Origin of the sequence: Streptomyces sp. NPDC006368 (assembly GCF_040612535.1) — a bacterium.
Lineage (GTDB): Bacteria > Actinomycetota > Actinomycetes > Streptomycetales > Streptomycetaceae > Streptomyces.
Genome location: NZ_JBEXQK010000001.1, coordinates 224,254 through 239,136, shown reverse-complemented (window position 1 = coordinate 239,136; position 14,883 = coordinate 224,254). Strand labels below are relative to the sequence as shown.

The window sequence follows — 14,883 nt, the reverse complement described above, 5'->3', positions numbered from 1 at the left end:
GCTGCCTCCCGTCGTCCCCCCGTGTGGTCGGGCCCACAGCTTCGATTCTGTCCCCGCGCTCCGACTTCAGCCACCGCCTGTGGACAACACTCGGGCGTCCAGACACGCGCAATGCCGCATAACGGTCATATTTACGCCTAGTCTGACATTGCTCGCGCTCGTTCTGTCCACAGGACTTGCGCACCGCGTCCACTCCGGCTACTGGGAAGGACGGCATCACCCCATGCCCGCAGACCTCGCCGTCATCGGCCTCGGCCACCTCGGACTGCCCCTCGCCCAAGCCGCCACAGGCGCCGGTATCGGCACGATCGGCTACGACACCGACCCCCGCCCCGTCGCGGAACTCGCCGCCGGCCGCTCCCCGGTCGACGGCTCCCTTTCCGCCTCGGAAATCCGCCGGATGCTCTCGGGGGGCTTCCGGCCCACCACCAACCCCACCGAGCTCGGCCGGGTGCGCACCGCCGTCATCTGCGCCCCCACCCCGCTCGGCGCCGACCAGAACCTGGACCTCACCGCCGTCACCGGCGCCGCGCGCGCCCTGGCCGCCCGGCTGCGCCCGCACACCACGGTCCTGGTCGAATCGCCCGTGCACCCCGGGACCACCGAGGACGTCGTGCGCCCGCTCCTGGAGGAGGGTTCGGGCCTGCGCGCGGGCCGCGACTTCCACCTCGCCTACTCCCCCGGCCGCCTCGACCCCGGCAACCGCACGCACGACTACGCCCACATCCCGAAGGTCATCGGCGGCCTGACCCCCGCCTGCACCGAGTCCGCCGCCGCGTTCTACGGCCGCCTCACCGACAAGGTGGTACGCGCACGCGGGCCGCGCGAGGCGGAGACCGTCAAGCTGCTGGAAACCAACTTCCGCCACGTCAACATCGCCCTGGTGAACGAGATGGCCGTCCTCTGCCACGAGCTGGGCGTCGACCTCTGGGACGTCATCCGGTGCGCCGAGACCAAGCCCTTCGGCTTCCAGGCCTTCCGCCCCGGCCCGGGCGTCGGCGGCCACGGCGTCCCCGTCGACACCATCGGCCCGCACCGGCCCCTGCGGCTGGTCGAATTGGCCGGGCGCATCAACGAGCGCATGCCGCAGTACGTCATCCAGCGCTCCGCCACGCTCCTCAACGAGCACGGCAAATCGGCCCGCGGCGCGCGCGTGCTGCTGCTCGGCATCACCTACAAGCCGGACCTGGCCGACCAGGAGGGCGCCCCGGCGACCGAGATCGCCCGCCGCCTGATGGACATGGGCGCGGTGGTCAGCTACCACGATCCGTACGTCGCCGACTGGCGCGTGCGCGACCTGCCCGTGCCTCGCGCGGACTCGCTCTACGAGGCGGCGGCCGGGGCCGACCTGACGATCCTGCTCCAGCACCACCGTACGTACGACCTGCAAGGTCTCGCGGTGAAGGCGCAGCTCCTCCTGGACACGCGGGGAGCCACCCCGGTGGGGGCCGCCCACCGCCTGTGAACCCGCCCGTGCCGCCGGGCGCGCGAGGTTGTGCCGGAAATCCCCGGTGCCGGTGTCGGACCGGCCTGCTAGTGTCCGGCCCTCTGATTCACACGGATCTTATGCGCACACAGGTGCGCACAAACGTGTGCAGACCATCCCAGGGGGATCTCCAGCATGAGCCAGTCCGTTCCGCCGTCCGGCAACCCGTTCGCCGGCGCCCCGGTCACGCCCACCGCGCCCCCGGCGCCCGCCCGCGACAACGTCGGCCTCGGCCTGGTGGCCGCCCTCGTCGCCGCCCTCGTCGCGGCGGGCGCGTACGGCGCGATCGGCGGTGCGATCGAGCGTGAGATCGGGTATGCCGCGGTCGGCGTCGGCTTCCTGGTCGGCTTCGCCGCCGCCAAGGCAGGCGGCCGCAACCCCGCCCTGCCCGTGATGGCCGCGGTCTTCTCCATCGGCGCCGTCTATGCCGGGCAGCTGATCGCGATAGCGGTCATCCTCAGCGAGCTCGCCGGCGGTTCCTTCACGGAGATCCTCCTGGAGGACTTCGGCGCGCTGACCGACCTGTGGAAGGAAGCCTCGGACGCCATGACGTACGTCTTCCTCGTCATCGCGGCCGTCACCGCCTTCGCGGGCGCCAAGAAGGCCAACGCCTGACCCGTCGCCGCGTACGCGAAGGGGGCCCGCACCAGCCGGTGCGGGCCCCCTTCGCGTACTGCCGGGACAGCCCTCAGCGCTTGTGCTGCGCGTCCGCGACCGTGACCTCGACGCGCTGGAACTCCTTGAGCTCGCTGTAACCGGTCGTCGCCATCGCCCGGCGCAGCGCGCCGAAGAAGTTCATCGACCCGTCCGGCGAGTGCGAGGGACCGGCCAGGATCTCCTCCGTCGTGCCGACGATGCCCAGGTCGACCAGCTTGCCGCGCGGCACGTCCTCGTGGACGGCCTCCATGCCCCAGTGGTGGCCCTTGCCGGGCGCGTCGGTCGCGCGCGCCAGCGGGGAGCCGATCATCACCGCGTCGGCGCCGCAGGCGATGGCCTTGGGCAGGTCGCCGGACCAGCCCACGCCGCCGTCGGCGATGACGTGGACGTACCGGCCGCCGGACTCGTCCATGTAGTCCCGGCGGGCGGCGGCGACATCGGCCACCGCCGTCGCCATGGGCACCTGGATGCCCAGGACGTTACGGGTGGTGTGCGCGGCGCCGCCGCCGAAGCCCACCAGGACTCCCGCCGCGCCCGTGCGCATCAGGTGCAGGGCGGCCGTGTACGTGGCGCAGCCGCCCACGATGACCGGGACGTCCAGCTCGTAGATGAACTGCTTCAGGTTCAGCGGCTCGGCCGCGCCCGAGACGTGCTCGGCGGAGACGGTCGTCCCGCGGATGACGAAGATGTCCACACCGGCGTCCACCACGGCCTTGGAGAACTGGGCCGTGCGCTGCGGGGAGAGCGCGGCGGCGGTGACCACGCCCGAGTCGCGCACCTCCTTGATGCGCCGCCCGATCAGCTCCTCCTGGATGGGGGCCTCGTAGATCTCCTGCAGACGGCGGGTGGCGCTCTCCGTGGGCAGCTCGGCGATCTCGTCGAGCAGCGGCTGCGGGTCCTCGTAGCGGGTCCACAGGCCTTCCAGGTTCAGCACGCCGAGGCCGCCCAGCTGCCCGATGCGGATCGCGGTCTGCGGGGAGACCACCGAGTCCATGGGGGCGGCCAGGAACGGCAGCTCGAACCGGTAGGCGTCGATCTGCCAGGCGATCGAGACCTCCTTCGGGTCCCGGGTGCGCCGGCTCGGTACGACGGCGATGTCGTCGAACGCGTACGCCCTGCGGCCGCGCTTGCCGCGCCCGATCTCGATCTCAGTCACGATGTGTGGCCTTTCCCTCTACGTCTGCGCCTACCAGTATCCCCGACACGCGCGTGAGGGGCGGTTCCGGCCGTATCCCGGAATCGCCCCTCACGCGCGCGTGGGCTCCCGCCGTTACCTCTTGCTGCTGTAGTTGGGCGCCTCGACCGTCATCTGGATGTCGTGCGGGTGGCTCTCCTTGAGGCCCGCCGACGTGATCCGTACGAACCGGCCGCGCTCCTGGAGCTCCGGCACGGTCCGCCCGCCGACGTAGAACATCGACTGGCGCAGGCCGCCGACCAGCTGGTGGACGACCGCGGACAGCGGGCCGCGGAAGGGCACCTGGCCCTCGATGCCCTCGGGCACGAGCTTCTCGTCGGAGGCGACGCCCTCCTGGAAGTACCGGTCCTTGGAGAAGGAGCGCTGCTCGCCCCGGGACTGCATGGCCCCGAGCGAGCCCATGCCGCGGTACGACTTGAACTGCTTGCCGTTGATGAACATCAGCTCACCCGGCGACTCCTCGCAGCCCGCGAGCAGCGAGCCGAGCATCACCGTGTCGGCACCGGCGACCAGGGCCTTGGCGATGTCGCCGGAGTACTGCAGACCGCCGTCGCCGATGACCGGGACGCCGGCCGCCCTGGCGGCGAGCGAGGCCTCGTAGATGGCGGTGACCTGCGGGACGCCGATGCCGGCGACGACGCGGGTGGTGCAGATGGAGCCGGGGCCCACGCCGACCTTGATGCCGTCGGCGCCGGCGTCGACGAGCGCCTGGGCGCCGTCGCGGGTGGCGACGTTGCCGCCGATGACGTCCACCGACGCGTTCGACTTGATCTTGGCGATCATGTCGCCGACCAGCCTGGAGTGGCCGTGCGCGGTGTCGACGACGATGAAGTCGACGCCCGCCTCGATCAGCGCCTGGGCGCGCTCGTACGCGTCACCGGCGACGCCGACGGCGGCACCGACGAGGAGCCGGCCTTCCTTGTCCTTCGCGGCGTTCGGGTACTTCTCCGCCTTCACGAAGTCCTTGACCGTGATCAGGCCCTTGAGGATGCCGCCGTCGTCGACGAGCGGCAGCTTCTCGATCTTGTGGCGGCGCAGCAGCTCCATGGCGTCGACGCCGGAGATGCCGACCTTGCCGGTGACGAGCGGCATGGGCGTCATGACGTCGCGCACCTGCTGGCCGCGGTCCGTCTCGAAGGCCATGTCGCGGTTGGTGACGATGCCGAGCAGCTTGCCCGCCGGGTCGGTGACGGGGACGCCGCTGATGCGGAACTTCGCGCAGATGGCGTCGGCCTCGGCGAGCGTCGCCTCCGGGCGGACCGTGATCGGGTCGGTGACCATGCCGGACTCGGAGCGCTTCACCAGGTCGACCTGGTTGGCCTGGTCCGCGATGGAGAGGTTGCGGTGGAGGACACCGACACCGCCCTGGCGCGCCATCGCGATCGCCATGCGGGCCTCGGTGACCTTGTCCATCGCTGCGGACAGCAGCGGGATGTTCACCCGTACGTTCTTGGAGATGTACGAGGAAGTGTCGATCTGGTCGGGAGCCATGTCGGACGCGCCCGGCAGCAGCAGCACGTCGTCGTAGGTCAGCCCGAGTGTCGCGAATTTCTCGGGCACTCCGTCGACGTTGGCAGTCATGACACCTTCCCCAAATGGCCTTGATCGGTGCGGATGTCCATGCTAACGGGCTGCGGCCGTGTCTCATTCCACGAGCAAGATCACCCGGAAGGTTTGTACGTTCACACGTACGTATGCGGCCATACGGCTCATCGCCTCACCGGCTCGCACCGGTCGCGCTCTCACTGCTCGGCGAGCGCCCGCAGCCGGCTGAGCGCCCGGTGCTGCGCGACCCGCACCGCCCCCGGGGACATGCCCAGCATCTGGCCCGTCTCCTCGGCCGTGAGCCCGACCGCGACCCGCAGCACGAGCAGCTCCCGCTGGGTCTCGGGAAGGTTGGCGAGGAGTTTCCTGGCCCACTCGGCGTCGTCGCTGAGCAGCGCCCGCTCCTCCGGCCCGAGCGAGTCGTCGGGGCGCTCGGGCATCTCGTCGGACGGCACGGCGGTGGACCCCGGGTGCCGCATGGCGGCCCGCTGGAGGTCCGCGACCTTGTGGCCGGCGATCGCGAAGACGAACGCCTCGAAGGGCCGCCCGGTGTCCTTGTAGCGCGGCAGGGCCATCAGCACCGCGACGCAGACCTCCTGGGCGAGGTCCTCGACGAAGTGGCGCGCGTCGCCGGGCAGCCTGCTGAGCCGCGTACGGCAGTACCGCAGGGCCAGGGGGTGGACGTGGGCCAGGAGGTCGTGCGTGGCCTGCTCGTCCCCCTCGACGGCGCGATGGACGAGCGCGCCGATCACCCCGGCGCCCGCTCCAGCGGACAGGGCGGACCCCTGCGTCTCGTCATCGCGCATCGGTCCATGGTGCCTTGACGTCTGCCGCTCCGTGGCACCGCGTCCGTAGTTGTGCACCGAAGCGTTATGAGCAGGTGCGCCGGATGTCATCTCCTGCGCCCTCCCCTCCCGCTCGATCGACTCGTCCCCGAGGAACTCCACATCTCAAGGATGCGGCATCGAGCCGGAAACAGACATCGCGCCTCCGCCACCCCGTCCGCCGGGCGGCGGACGGGGATCCGAACGGTCACGTGCTAGCGCACCAGACCCCAGCGGAATCCGAGCGCGACCGCGTGCGCCCGGTCCGAGGCGCCCAGCTTCTTGAACAGCCGCCGGGCGTGGGTCTTGACGGTGTCCTCGGAGAGGAACAGCTCGCGGCCGATCTCCGCGTTGGAGCGGCCGTGGCTCATGCCTTCGAGGACCTGGATCTCACGCGCGGTGAGCGTGGGCGCGGCCCCCATCTCGGCCGAACGCAGCCGGCGGGGGGCGAGCCGCCAGGTCGGGTCGGCGAGCGCCTGGGTGACGGTGGCCCGCAGCTCGGCGCGCGAGGCGTCCTTGTGCAGGTAACCGCGGGCACCGGCGGCGACGGCGAGCGCGACCCCGTCGAGGTCCTCCGCGACGGTGAGCATGATGATGCGGGCGCCGGGGTCCGCGGAGAGCAGTCGGCGGACGGTCTCCACGCCACCCAGACCGGGCATGCGCACGTCCATCAGAATCAGGTCCGAGCGGTCCGCGCCCCAGCGGCGGAGGACTTCCTCGCCGTTGGCCGCGGTCGTCACGCGCTCGACGCCGGGCACTGTGGCGACGGCGCGGCGGAGCGCTTCTCGGGCAAGCGGGGAGTCGTCGCAGACGAGGACGGATGTCATGGCCGTCCTCCGCAGCTGATGCGCGTCACCTTGGGCCTCCAGGCTGGTTACGTATCTTCACCTGTGCGGTTGACGCCCCCGGACACTTGCCCGAGCGCTTGTCGTTTCAACCGCCTCCGCACTCTCAACGATGGTCACTCGAAAGAGTTACGGGTCCGCTCTCCCGGTTCGGCACGCTCCGTGAGGAGGCGGACACAGAGGAGAGCGGCGCAGGTCACCATTGCTTCACCGAGAGCTATGCCCCATTTAGCGGCTTTTCCTTCACTTTGTCGGTGTCTGTAGCTAGATTCGCAATGAGTCATATTTACATCTACTTAGACAGTAGTTGTACGGTCGTGGCTGTATCGGGCCCCGTCGGGAGCCCAGCCGGCAGCCCACTCATCCGCTCAGCACCGGTTTCAAGGGGACATGCGCTATGGCAGATTTCTCCCGCCTTCCCGGACCCAACGCCGACCTGTGGGACTGGCAGCTCCTCGCGGCCTGCCGCGGGGTCGACAGTTCGCTCTTCTTCCACCCCGAGGGAGAGCGCGGCGCGGCACGGAGCGCGCGCGAGAACTCGGCGAAAGAGGTCTGCATGAGGTGCCCGGTCCGCGCGCAGTGCGCGGCGCACGCACTGGCCGTGCGGGAGCCCTACGGCGTATGGGGCGGCCTCACGGAGGACGAGCGCGAGGAGCTCATGGGGCGGGCCCGCAATCGTCTGATCTCCACGTCGGCGACGTCGGCGACATCCGCGACGTCGGCGGCGCACGGCTGAAACAGCGGCGCACACGTGAAGGAACGTTTCTGCGAGGGGCGACCCGGGGATGGGGCGCCCTTTTGCGTGGGTACGCGCGCCGTCGGCACGCGTGTCCATGAGCACGCGCTTGACGTAAGCGCGCGTTTTCCGGCTCCACGCGCGCGTGGAGAGGCTGCTGACGGACGGAGGCCGGGGCCGCGTCACACCCGGGCGGCCGCTCGCGCCAGGTGGTCCAGCGTGGCGGCCACCGCCGGGACCTGGGCGAGGTCGGGCAGTGTGAGGGCGACGATCTCCCGCTCCACGGGCGGCTCCAGCGCGACCATCCGGGCCCCCCGGGGGCGGACGGATTCGATGGCCAGCTCGGGCAGCACGGCAACGCCGAGGCCGGCGCCGACCAGGCCGATCACCGCCGGGTAGTCATCGGTCGCGAAGTCGATGCGCGGGGTGAACCCGGCGCCCTCGCACACGCTGACCAACTGGCGGCGGCAGCGCGGGCAGCCCGCGATCCACGACTCATCGGCCAGCTCCCCGATCGCGACGGACTCCGCGTCCGCGAGGCGGTGCCCCTCGGGCACCAGGCCGACCAGGCGGTCGGCGAGGAGCGGGCGTACGACCAGGTCGTCCCACTCGGCGGCGGCCGGGCGGTACCGGAAGGCGAGCGCCACGTCGCAGTCGCCCTCGCGCAGCATCTCGACCGAGCGCGGCGGCTCGGCCTCGACGAGCGAGACGCGGGTGCCCGGATGGGCGGCGCGCAGCTCGGCGAGGGCGGTGGGCACGAGGGTGGAGCTGCCGCTGGGGAAGGAGACGAGGCGGACGCGCCCGGCCCTCAGGCCCGCGATGGCGGCGACCTCCTCCTCGGCGGCGGTGAGCCCGGCGAGGATGCCGGCGGCGTGGCGGACGAGGGCCTCGCCTGCCTGGGTGAGCCGCATCTCGCGGCCCGTACGCACCAGCAGCGGGGTGCCTGCGGACGCTTCCAGCGCCTTCATCTGCTGGCTGACGGCGGGCTGGGTGCAGCCCAGTTCGCGCGCGGCGGCGGAGAAGGAGCCGGTGCCGGCCACGGCACGCAGGACCCGGAGATGACGGGCTTCGATCACCCTCCCACCATAAGCGTTGCTTGGCTCCGGGGCGAAGTATTCACCCTCCTCTTTGAGGCATAGGGCGTTACCGTGCCGCCATGAAAATTCTGACCGTGAACGTGGGGCGGCCGAAGGCCGTGACGTACACCGACGCGCCGAGCGGCATGACGGGGATCGACAAGCGGCCCACGGACGCCGCGGTGTGGGTGGCCGACCCGGGCCCCCGGGGCGTGGGCGCGAGCGGGCTGGCCGGTGACGCGGTCTGCGATCTGCGCTTCCACGGCGGGACCCATCAGGCGGTGTACGCCTTCGCGCGCGAGGACCTGGACCAGTGGGAGGCCGAGCTGGGACGCCCGCTGTCCAACGGCGTGTTCGGGGAGAACCTCACCACGTCCGGTATCGAGGTGAGCGGGGCGCTGATCGGCGAGCGGTGGCGGATCGGGACGGGGCCGGTCCTGGAGGTCGCGTCCGGGCGGGTCCCGTGCCGCACGTTCGCGGACTGGCTCGGCGAGAAGGGCTGGGTGAGGCGGTTCACCCGGCGGGCCGGGGCGGGCGCGTATCTCCGGGTGATCGAACCGGGGGAGATACGCGCGGGCGACCCGGTCGAGATCGTGCACCGGCCCGACCACGAGGTGACCGCCTCGTTCGCCTTCCGGGCCCACACCCTGGAGCGGGAGTTGCTGCCGCGCACGCTGGCGGCGGGGGACGCGCTGGACCCCGGGATCAGGGAAGCGGCACTGAAGTACGCCGCGCGGTCTGCCTCGTGAGCCCGGCCGGCCGCGCCGGTCCCACCCCGCGGCGCACTGCGCTCCGCCGCGGGGCACTAACGTGCCGCGTATGACGACTGCACTGATTACGGGCGCGACGGCGGGAATCGGGGCTGCCTTCGCGCGGCGGCTGGCGGCGGAGGGCCGCAACGTGGTGCTCGTGGCCCGCGATGTGAAACGGCTCCGGGAACAGGCGACCGAGCTGCACGACCGGCACGGCGTCGAGGCGGAGGTGCTGGCCGCGGACCTCTCGCAGGACGACGGGATCGCCGCCGTGGAGGCGCGGCTGTCCGACGCCAGGCATCCGGTGGACCTGCTGGTGAACAACGCCGGCTTCGGCAACAAGGGCCGGTTCCTCGAGGTCTCGATGGCCGACGAGCTGAAGATGCTGAAGGTGCACTGCGAGGCGGTGCTGCGGCTGACGGCGGCGGCGACGGGGCCGATGCGGGAGCGGGGGCGGGGCGGCGTGGTGAACGTCGCGTCGGTCGCCGCCTTCCTGCCGCGCGGCACGTACGGCGCGTCCAAGGCGTGGGTCGTGCAGTTCACGCAGGGCGCGGCGCGGGATATGGCGGGGAGCGGGGTGCGGCTGATGGCGCTGTGCCCCGGCTTCGTGCGGACCGAGTTCCACCAGCGGGCCGGGATGGGGACGGACAACATCCCCAACTGGATGTGGCTGGACGCCGACAAGCTCGTACGGGAGGCGCTGGCGGACCTGGCGCGCGGCAGGACGCTGTCCATCCCGGACCCGCGGTACAAGGCGCTGATGGGTGTGGTGAAGCTGGCACCGCGCGGCCTGCTGGGTGCCGTGAGCTCCCGGGCGGGCCGCACGTACGGGCCGCAGTAGCGGAACTGCGGCTCCGCTCCTGGCAGGTTGACGCCATCCCCTCGTCCGCGCGGAGGTGCGGGGCCGGCGTCGAAGGCACGCCGTTGCCGAAGCAGCCCTGACCGCCTTTGCCGTCCATGACGGCATCCCCCCTCCGCGGTCAGGGCCGGGGAGCCGGTGCCGAGCCCGACGTCGGGGCGGAGCACCGGGTCCGCCGTGTCGCGCCCCCTGTCCCCCTCCTGCCACTGCCGTTGCCGCTGTCGCACCCCGGGTGGTCGGCACCTCCCGGAATCAGCAGGCGTGCCTGGTCGACATCAACGCGTCAGATCGAATGATCGAAACTCCCCCCGTTCGATCATCTGGATTAGGGTCTGAAGAGCCACCACGACCTCAAGGGGGACTTCCGCCGTGCGTGAGAGCGCTGTTGCCCGTCATGACCGACTGCTCGCCCTGGTCCGGGAGCGCGGCACGGCGCGGGTCTCGGACCTGGCCGCCCACCTGGGCGTCTCCCCGGTCACCGCGCGCCGCGACGTGGAGGCCCTGGCCGCGAGGGGGCTGCTCGACCGGGCGCACGGCCAGGTCTCCTGGCCGCGACGTCCGGGCGCGGGAGAGCGCCTGACCAGCGGCGACGGCGGTGTCGGTCCGGTACTCGGGCTGCTCGCGCCCTCCGCCACCTACTACTTCGCGGAGATCATCCGTGGAGCGCGCGAGGCCGCCGCCGGGGCCGGTGCCCGGCTGATCCTGCGCATCTGCGACTACCGGCCGGAGGACGACCGGTCGCGCACCGAGGGCCTGCTCGCCGCCGGTGCGGAAGGGCTGCTGGTCGCCCCGGGGTGGCGGGGGGCAGGTGACCAGGCCGAGCACAGCGACTGGATCGCCGACCTGCCCGTACCGACCGTGCTGCTGGAGCGGCGCGCCATGCCCGGCTCGCCGCTGGACGGTCTGGACCGGGTGTCGTCGGACCACCGGCACGGAGTGGTCCTCGCCGTACGCCATCTTGTCGGCCTGGGGCATGGGGCGCCGCTGCTGGTGGCCCGCTCGGACAGTCCGACCGCGCTCGCGGTGCGCGCCGGGTACACGGAGGCGCTGGCCGCGCTGGGGCTCACGAGCCCCGGCCCGGTGATCGACTCGGTACCGGGGGAGCTGGACCCGGAGGGGTTCGAGGCGGCGGTACGCGCGCTGAGCGCCGCGATCACGTCGGGCGGGGCGACGGCGGCCCTGGTCCACAACGACGTGGACGCCATCCAGATGGTGCAGCGCCTCGCCGAGCTGGGCGTACGGGTGCCGCGGGACCTGGCGCTGATCGCGTACGACGACGAGGTCGCCGCCCTTGCCGACACACCGCTGACCGCGGTCGCCCCGCCCAAGCGCCACGTCGGCCGGCTGGCCACGGAGTTGTTGGTCGAGCGGCTCACCGGCGGCGCGGAATCCGAGGACGGCCGGGGCGACGAGGAGCCGAGGCGGCACCTCTCCCTGCTGCCGACGCTGCGCGTCCGGGCGTCGTGCGGCGCGAAGAGCGCGACGACTTCCCGCTGACGCGCCGGTCGGTGTCGGCACGCGCCCGGCCGGCCGGCCACCGGCTGAACCTCACCGACCGCGCCGTGAGCCACCCCGCCGGCCGCGCCCGCGGCCAACCCTCCGACCCCCATGCAAGGCGCGAACCGTTCTGATCTTTTTTCGATCAAACAATCTTTCGCTCTTGACTTCGCTCATGAGTGCCCCAAGTATCGCGGCCACACCGTCCGTCCGTGTCGCCGTCCGTACAGGAGCCCGTCATGAGCCGCAGCGTGAGAAGCACTCCGCCCGTCATAGCCCTCCTCGCCGCCGCCACCGCCCTCGCCGTGCTCACGGGGTGCGGCGGCGGTGGCGGTGGCGACGCGTCAGCGCCGGGGGGCGACGGCAAGCCGGTCACCATCACCTTCTGGGGCTGGGCCAAGGGCTCCAAGGAGGTCGTCGACGCGTTCAACGCGTCGCACAAGGACATCCAGGTGACGTTCGAGGAGATCCCGGCCGGTGCCGCCGGTGGTTACGCCAAGATCTCCAACGCGGTGAAGGCCGGCAACGCGCCCGACCTGGTCTCCATCGAGTACCCCTCGCTCCCCGAGTTCGTCAGCCAGGGCGCGCTCCAGGACATAAGCGCCCACTTCCCGGACGCCGACAGGAAGAAGCTGTTGCCGCAGGCCGTCGAGCTCACCACGCTCGGCGGGAAGATCTGGGCCGTCCCCTTCGACGCCGCGCCGCAGGCGTTCTACTACCGCAAGGACCTGTTCGCGAAGTACGGCATCGAGACCCCCGCGACCTGGGCCGCGTTCCGGACGGCGGCGGAGAAGGTGAAGAAGGCCGACGCCAAGGCCCGTATCGCCACCTTCTTCCCCGACGACCCGACCACGTTCCAGGCGATGGCCTGGCAGGCGGGCGCCCAGTGGTTCAAGGCCGAGGGCGACACCTGGAAGATCACCACCACCGACCCGGCCACCACCAGGGTCGCCGCCTACTGGCAGGGCCTGCTCGACGCCGACCTCGTCCACAACGACGCCTCCTTCAGCCCCGAGTGGACCGGCTCCCTCAAGAACGGCACCACCCTCGGCTACCTCGGCGCCTCCTGGGGCGCGGGCGTCCTCAAGGGCACCCTGCCCGAGCAGAGCGGCAAGTGGGCCGTCGCCCCGGTGCCCAGCTGGGACGGCAAGCCCGCCGGCGGCATGCTCGGCGGCTCCACCTTCGCCGTCACCAAGGACAGCGAGAAGGCTGAGGCGGCGGTCGAGTTCGCCACCTGGATGGCGACCACCGAGGAGGGCGTCAAGGCCCGCATCGCCTCCGGCACCTCCAGCGCCTTCCCCGCCGCCACCGAGCTGCGCCCGGTCGCCAAGAAGGCCTTCGACGCCGGCTTCTACGGCGGCCAGGACATCTACCGGCTCTTCGAGCGGGCCGGTGCCGCCATCAGCCCCCACTGGGCCTGGGGCCCGGCCACCGGCACGACCAACACCGCCATCAAGGACCGGTTCGGCAAGGTCGCGAGCGGCGGCACCACCATCGCCGAGGCCGTGAAGACCGGCCATGACGCGACCGTCGCCGAGCTGAAGAGGCGCGGTCTGAAGGTCGAGGGCTGACACCGATGAAGGCCCGCGTCGCCCCAGCCCCAGCCCTCACCACCACGACCGCCGCCACCACGACCGCCACCGCCGGTACGCGTACGGCCGCCCGTACCCACGGCCGTGCCCGGGCCGGGGCCGCCGCCCTCCTGCTGGCGCCCTTCTTCGCCCTGTTCACCGCGGTGATGGTGGTGCCGATCGGATACGCGGTCCGGCTGAGCCTGTTCACCGAGAAGCAGTCCGGGCTGGGCTTCGGTGGCACCGACACCGTCTTCGTCGGGCTCGGAAACTACGGGGCGGCGCTGGCCGACCGGGCCTTCCGCGAGGGCTTCGGCGTTCTCCTCGGATACTGCCTGTTCTACATTCCGCTGCTGCTCGCCGGAGCGCTCTCCCTCGCCCTGCTGCTCGACTCGGCGCTCGCCCGCGCCCGCCGCTTCTTCCAGCTGGCGCTCTTCCTGCCGCACGCCGTGCCCGGCATCATCGCCGCACTGATCTGGGTCTACCTCTACACACCCCAGCTCAGCCCGGTCGTGCGGGCCATGGAGGCCGGCGGCATCGGCTTCGACTTCTTCTCCCCCGAGGGCTCCCTCCCCTCCGTGGTCAACATCGCGCTGTGGGAGTGGCTGGGCTACAACCTGGTGATCTTCTACGCCGCGCTCCAGGCCATCGACCGGTCCGTCCTCGAAGCGGCCACGGTCGACGGCGCCGGCGCCTGGCGCGTCGCGTTCAGCGTCAAGGTCCCGCTGATCCGCGCGTCGCTGGGGATGGTCGCCCTGTTCACCGTCATCGGCTCGCTGCAGCTGTTCACCGAGCCGCTCATCCTCAGCAGGGGCACGGGCTCCGCCGTCACCTCCACCTGGACACCGAACATGTACGCGTACTCCGCGGCCTTCGACCGCAACGACTACGGGCTCGCGGCCGCCGCCTCCGTGCTCCTCGCGCTCACCGCCGCGCTGCTGTCCTTCGCCGTCACCCGCCTCACCGGCCGCCGGAAGGAGAGGCACGCATGAGTCGCCTGCTGTCGCGCACCGCCGTCAACGGAGCCCTGGCCCTGTCGGCGGCGTACATGCTCTTCCCCCTCGTCTGGCTGGTCACCGCCGCCACCAAGGACGCGGGCGGCCTGCTGGCCGGCGACGCCTTCTCCTTCGACGGCTTCGACCTCGGCGGCAACCTGGCCCGCCTGGCCGAGCACGGCGACGGGGTGTACTTCCGCTGGTACCTCAACAGCCTGCTGTACGCGGGAGGCGGCGCCGCCGTCTGCTCCCTCATCTGCGTCGCCGCGGGCTACGCCTTCGACACGTACGACTTCCGGGGCAAGGAGAAGCTCTTCGGCGTCGTCCTGCTGGGCGTGCTGGTGCCCACCACCGCGCTCGCCCTGCCCATGTACCTGCTCGCCAGCGAGACGGGGCTCGTCAACACCTACTGGGCCGTGCTGATCCCCGCCCTCGTCAACCCCTTCGGCGTCTACCTCTCCCGCGTCTTCAGCGCCGGCTACATCCCGAAGGAGGCCCTGGAGGCCGCCCGTATCGACGGGGCCGGCGAGCTGCGCGCCTTCTGGTCCATCGGGCTGCGCATGCTCATGCCGGGCCTCGTGACGGTCTTCCTCTTCCAGTTCACCGCCATCTGGAACAACTTCTTCCTCCCCCTGGTGATGCTCTCGGACCAGAACCTCTTCCCGCTGAGCCTCGGCCTGTACGCATGGAACAGCAACGCCCATGCCGAACCCGGCTTCTACCCCCTGGTCGTCACCGGCTCCCTGCTGGCCGTCGTCCCCCTGGTCGTTGCCTTCGTCTCGCTCCAGCGCCACTGGAAGTCCGGTCTGACCGCCGGCAGCGTCAAGTGAGGAGCCCGGTTCCCC

14 protein-coding genes are annotated in these 14,883 nt (G+C 71.6%); 9 read left to right on the top strand and 5 right to left on the bottom strand.

The window, feature by feature from the left end:
- Positions 1-223: 223 nt before the first annotated feature.
- On the top strand, positions 224-1,465 hold the full coding sequence (locus ABZZ38_RS01240) for a nucleotide sugar dehydrogenase (RefSeq protein WP_356734414.1): 1,242 nt from the start codon (positions 224-226) through the stop codon (positions 1,463-1,465).
- 156 nt (positions 1,466-1,621) lie between these two features.
- Positions 1,622-2,101 (top strand): hypothetical protein, encoded by a 480-nt coding sequence (locus ABZZ38_RS01235; RefSeq protein ID WP_356734413.1) that lies wholly within the window; start codon positions 1,622-1,624, stop codon positions 2,099-2,101.
- 73 nt (positions 2,102-2,174) lie between these two features.
- Here the strand turns inward: ABZZ38_RS01235 and ABZZ38_RS01230 are convergent, their stop codons facing one another.
- From ABZZ38_RS01230 to ABZZ38_RS01215, 4 genes are all read right to left on the bottom strand, one after another.
- On the bottom strand, positions 2,175-3,299 hold the full coding sequence (locus ABZZ38_RS01230; RefSeq protein ID WP_356734412.1) for a GuaB3 family IMP dehydrogenase-related protein: 1,125 nt from the start codon (positions 3,297-3,299) through the stop codon (positions 2,175-2,177).
- 114 nt (positions 3,300-3,413) lie between these two features.
- Complete coding sequence (gene guaB, locus ABZZ38_RS01225) at positions 3,414-4,919, bottom strand: IMP dehydrogenase (protein WP_356734411.1); 1,506 nt, start codon at positions 4,917-4,919, stop codon at positions 3,414-3,416.
- A gap of 161 nt (positions 4,920-5,080) precedes the next feature.
- Positions 5,081-5,689, bottom strand: coding sequence for a sigma-70 family RNA polymerase sigma factor (locus ABZZ38_RS01220; RefSeq protein ID WP_356734410.1), 609 nt, complete (start codon positions 5,687-5,689; stop codon positions 5,081-5,083).
- Between the two features lie 233 nt (positions 5,690-5,922).
- Positions 5,923-6,534 (bottom strand): response regulator transcription factor, encoded by a 612-nt coding sequence (locus tag ABZZ38_RS01215; protein WP_003948568.1) that lies wholly within the window; start codon positions 6,532-6,534, stop codon positions 5,923-5,925.
- A 415-nt stretch (positions 6,535-6,949) separates the two neighbouring features.
- On the opposite strand from ABZZ38_RS01215, the gene ABZZ38_RS01210 reads away from it, so the two are divergent.
- Positions 6,950-7,288 carry a WhiB family transcriptional regulator gene (locus tag ABZZ38_RS01210; protein WP_356734409.1) on the top strand — a complete coding sequence of 113 codons (339 nt, stop codon included), beginning with the start codon at positions 6,950-6,952 and terminating at the stop codon, positions 7,286-7,288.
- 182 nt (positions 7,289-7,470) lie between these two features.
- Here the strand turns inward: ABZZ38_RS01210 and ABZZ38_RS01205 are convergent, their stop codons facing one another.
- On the bottom strand, positions 7,471-8,364 hold the full coding sequence (locus ABZZ38_RS01205; protein ID WP_356734408.1) for a LysR family transcriptional regulator: 894 nt from the start codon (positions 8,362-8,364) through the stop codon (positions 7,471-7,473).
- Between the two features lie 80 nt (positions 8,365-8,444).
- Here ABZZ38_RS01205 and ABZZ38_RS01200 point away from each other — a divergent pair, with 80 nt between their 5' ends.
- The 6 genes from ABZZ38_RS01200 to ABZZ38_RS01175 all read left to right on the top strand — a co-directional run bounded on the left by ABZZ38_RS01200 (position 8,445) and on the right by ABZZ38_RS01175 (position 14,868).
- On the top strand, positions 8,445-9,113 hold the full coding sequence (locus ABZZ38_RS01200; protein WP_356734407.1) for an MOSC domain-containing protein: 669 nt from the start codon (positions 8,445-8,447) through the stop codon (positions 9,111-9,113).
- A 70-nt stretch (positions 9,114-9,183) separates the two neighbouring features.
- Positions 9,184-9,957, top strand: a complete 774-nt coding sequence (locus ABZZ38_RS01195) for an SDR family oxidoreductase (RefSeq protein WP_356734406.1) — start codon at positions 9,184-9,186, stop codon at positions 9,955-9,957.
- Between the two features lie 387 nt (positions 9,958-10,344).
- Positions 10,345-11,472: a substrate-binding domain-containing protein gene (locus ABZZ38_RS01190; protein ID WP_356734405.1), complete on the top strand. Its 1,128-nt coding sequence runs from the start codon at positions 10,345-10,347 to the stop codon at positions 11,470-11,472.
- Positions 11,473-11,711: 239 nt separating this feature from the next.
- Entirely contained in the window at positions 11,712-13,043 is a 1,332-nt protein-coding gene (locus tag ABZZ38_RS01185) for a sugar ABC transporter substrate-binding protein (RefSeq protein WP_356734404.1), read from the top strand.
- Positions 13,044-13,048: 5 nt separating this feature from the next.
- Positions 13,049-14,035 carry a sugar ABC transporter permease gene (locus tag ABZZ38_RS01180; RefSeq protein ID WP_356734403.1) on the top strand — a complete coding sequence of 329 codons (987 nt, stop codon included), beginning with the start codon at positions 13,049-13,051 and terminating at the stop codon, positions 14,033-14,035.
- Entirely contained in the window at positions 14,032-14,868 is an 837-nt protein-coding gene (locus ABZZ38_RS01175) for a carbohydrate ABC transporter permease (RefSeq protein ID WP_356734402.1), read from the top strand. The genes ABZZ38_RS01180 and ABZZ38_RS01175 overlap by 4 nt, the downstream gene beginning before the upstream one ends.
- Positions 14,869-14,883: the final 15 nt, after the last annotated feature.

Excerpts from the sequence above, each read along its gene's own strand:
- ABZZ38_RS01240 (WP_356734414.1), top strand. The coding sequence starts at position 224 with ATGCCCGCAGACCTCGCCGTCATCGGCCTCGGCCACCTCGGACTGCCC.
- ABZZ38_RS01235 (WP_356734413.1), top strand. The coding sequence starts at position 1,622 with ATGAGCCAGTCCGTTCCGCCGTCCGGCAACCCGTTCGCCGGCGCCCCG.
- guaB (WP_356734411.1), bottom strand. The coding sequence starts at position 4,919 with ATGACTGCCAACGTCGACGGAGTGCCCGAGAAATTCGCGACACTCGGG.
- ABZZ38_RS01220 (WP_356734410.1), bottom strand. The coding sequence starts at position 5,689 with ATGCGCGATGACGAGACGCAGGGGTCCGCCCTGTCCGCTGGAGCGGGC.
- ABZZ38_RS01215 (WP_003948568.1), bottom strand. The coding sequence starts at position 6,534 with ATGACATCCGTCCTCGTCTGCGACGACTCCCCGCTTGCCCGAGAAGCG.
- ABZZ38_RS01210 (WP_356734409.1), top strand. The coding sequence starts at position 6,950 with ATGGCAGATTTCTCCCGCCTTCCCGGACCCAACGCCGACCTGTGGGAC.
- ABZZ38_RS01200 (WP_356734407.1), top strand. The coding sequence starts at position 8,445 with ATGAAAATTCTGACCGTGAACGTGGGGCGGCCGAAGGCCGTGACGTAC.
- ABZZ38_RS01195 (WP_356734406.1), top strand. The coding sequence starts at position 9,184 with ATGACGACTGCACTGATTACGGGCGCGACGGCGGGAATCGGGGCTGCC.
- ABZZ38_RS01185 (WP_356734404.1), top strand. The coding sequence starts at position 11,712 with ATGAGCCGCAGCGTGAGAAGCACTCCGCCCGTCATAGCCCTCCTCGCC.
- ABZZ38_RS01180 (WP_356734403.1), top strand. The coding sequence starts at position 13,049 with ATGAAGGCCCGCGTCGCCCCAGCCCCAGCCCTCACCACCACGACCGCC.
- ABZZ38_RS01175 (WP_356734402.1), top strand. The coding sequence starts at position 14,032 with ATGAGTCGCCTGCTGTCGCGCACCGCCGTCAACGGAGCCCTGGCCCTG.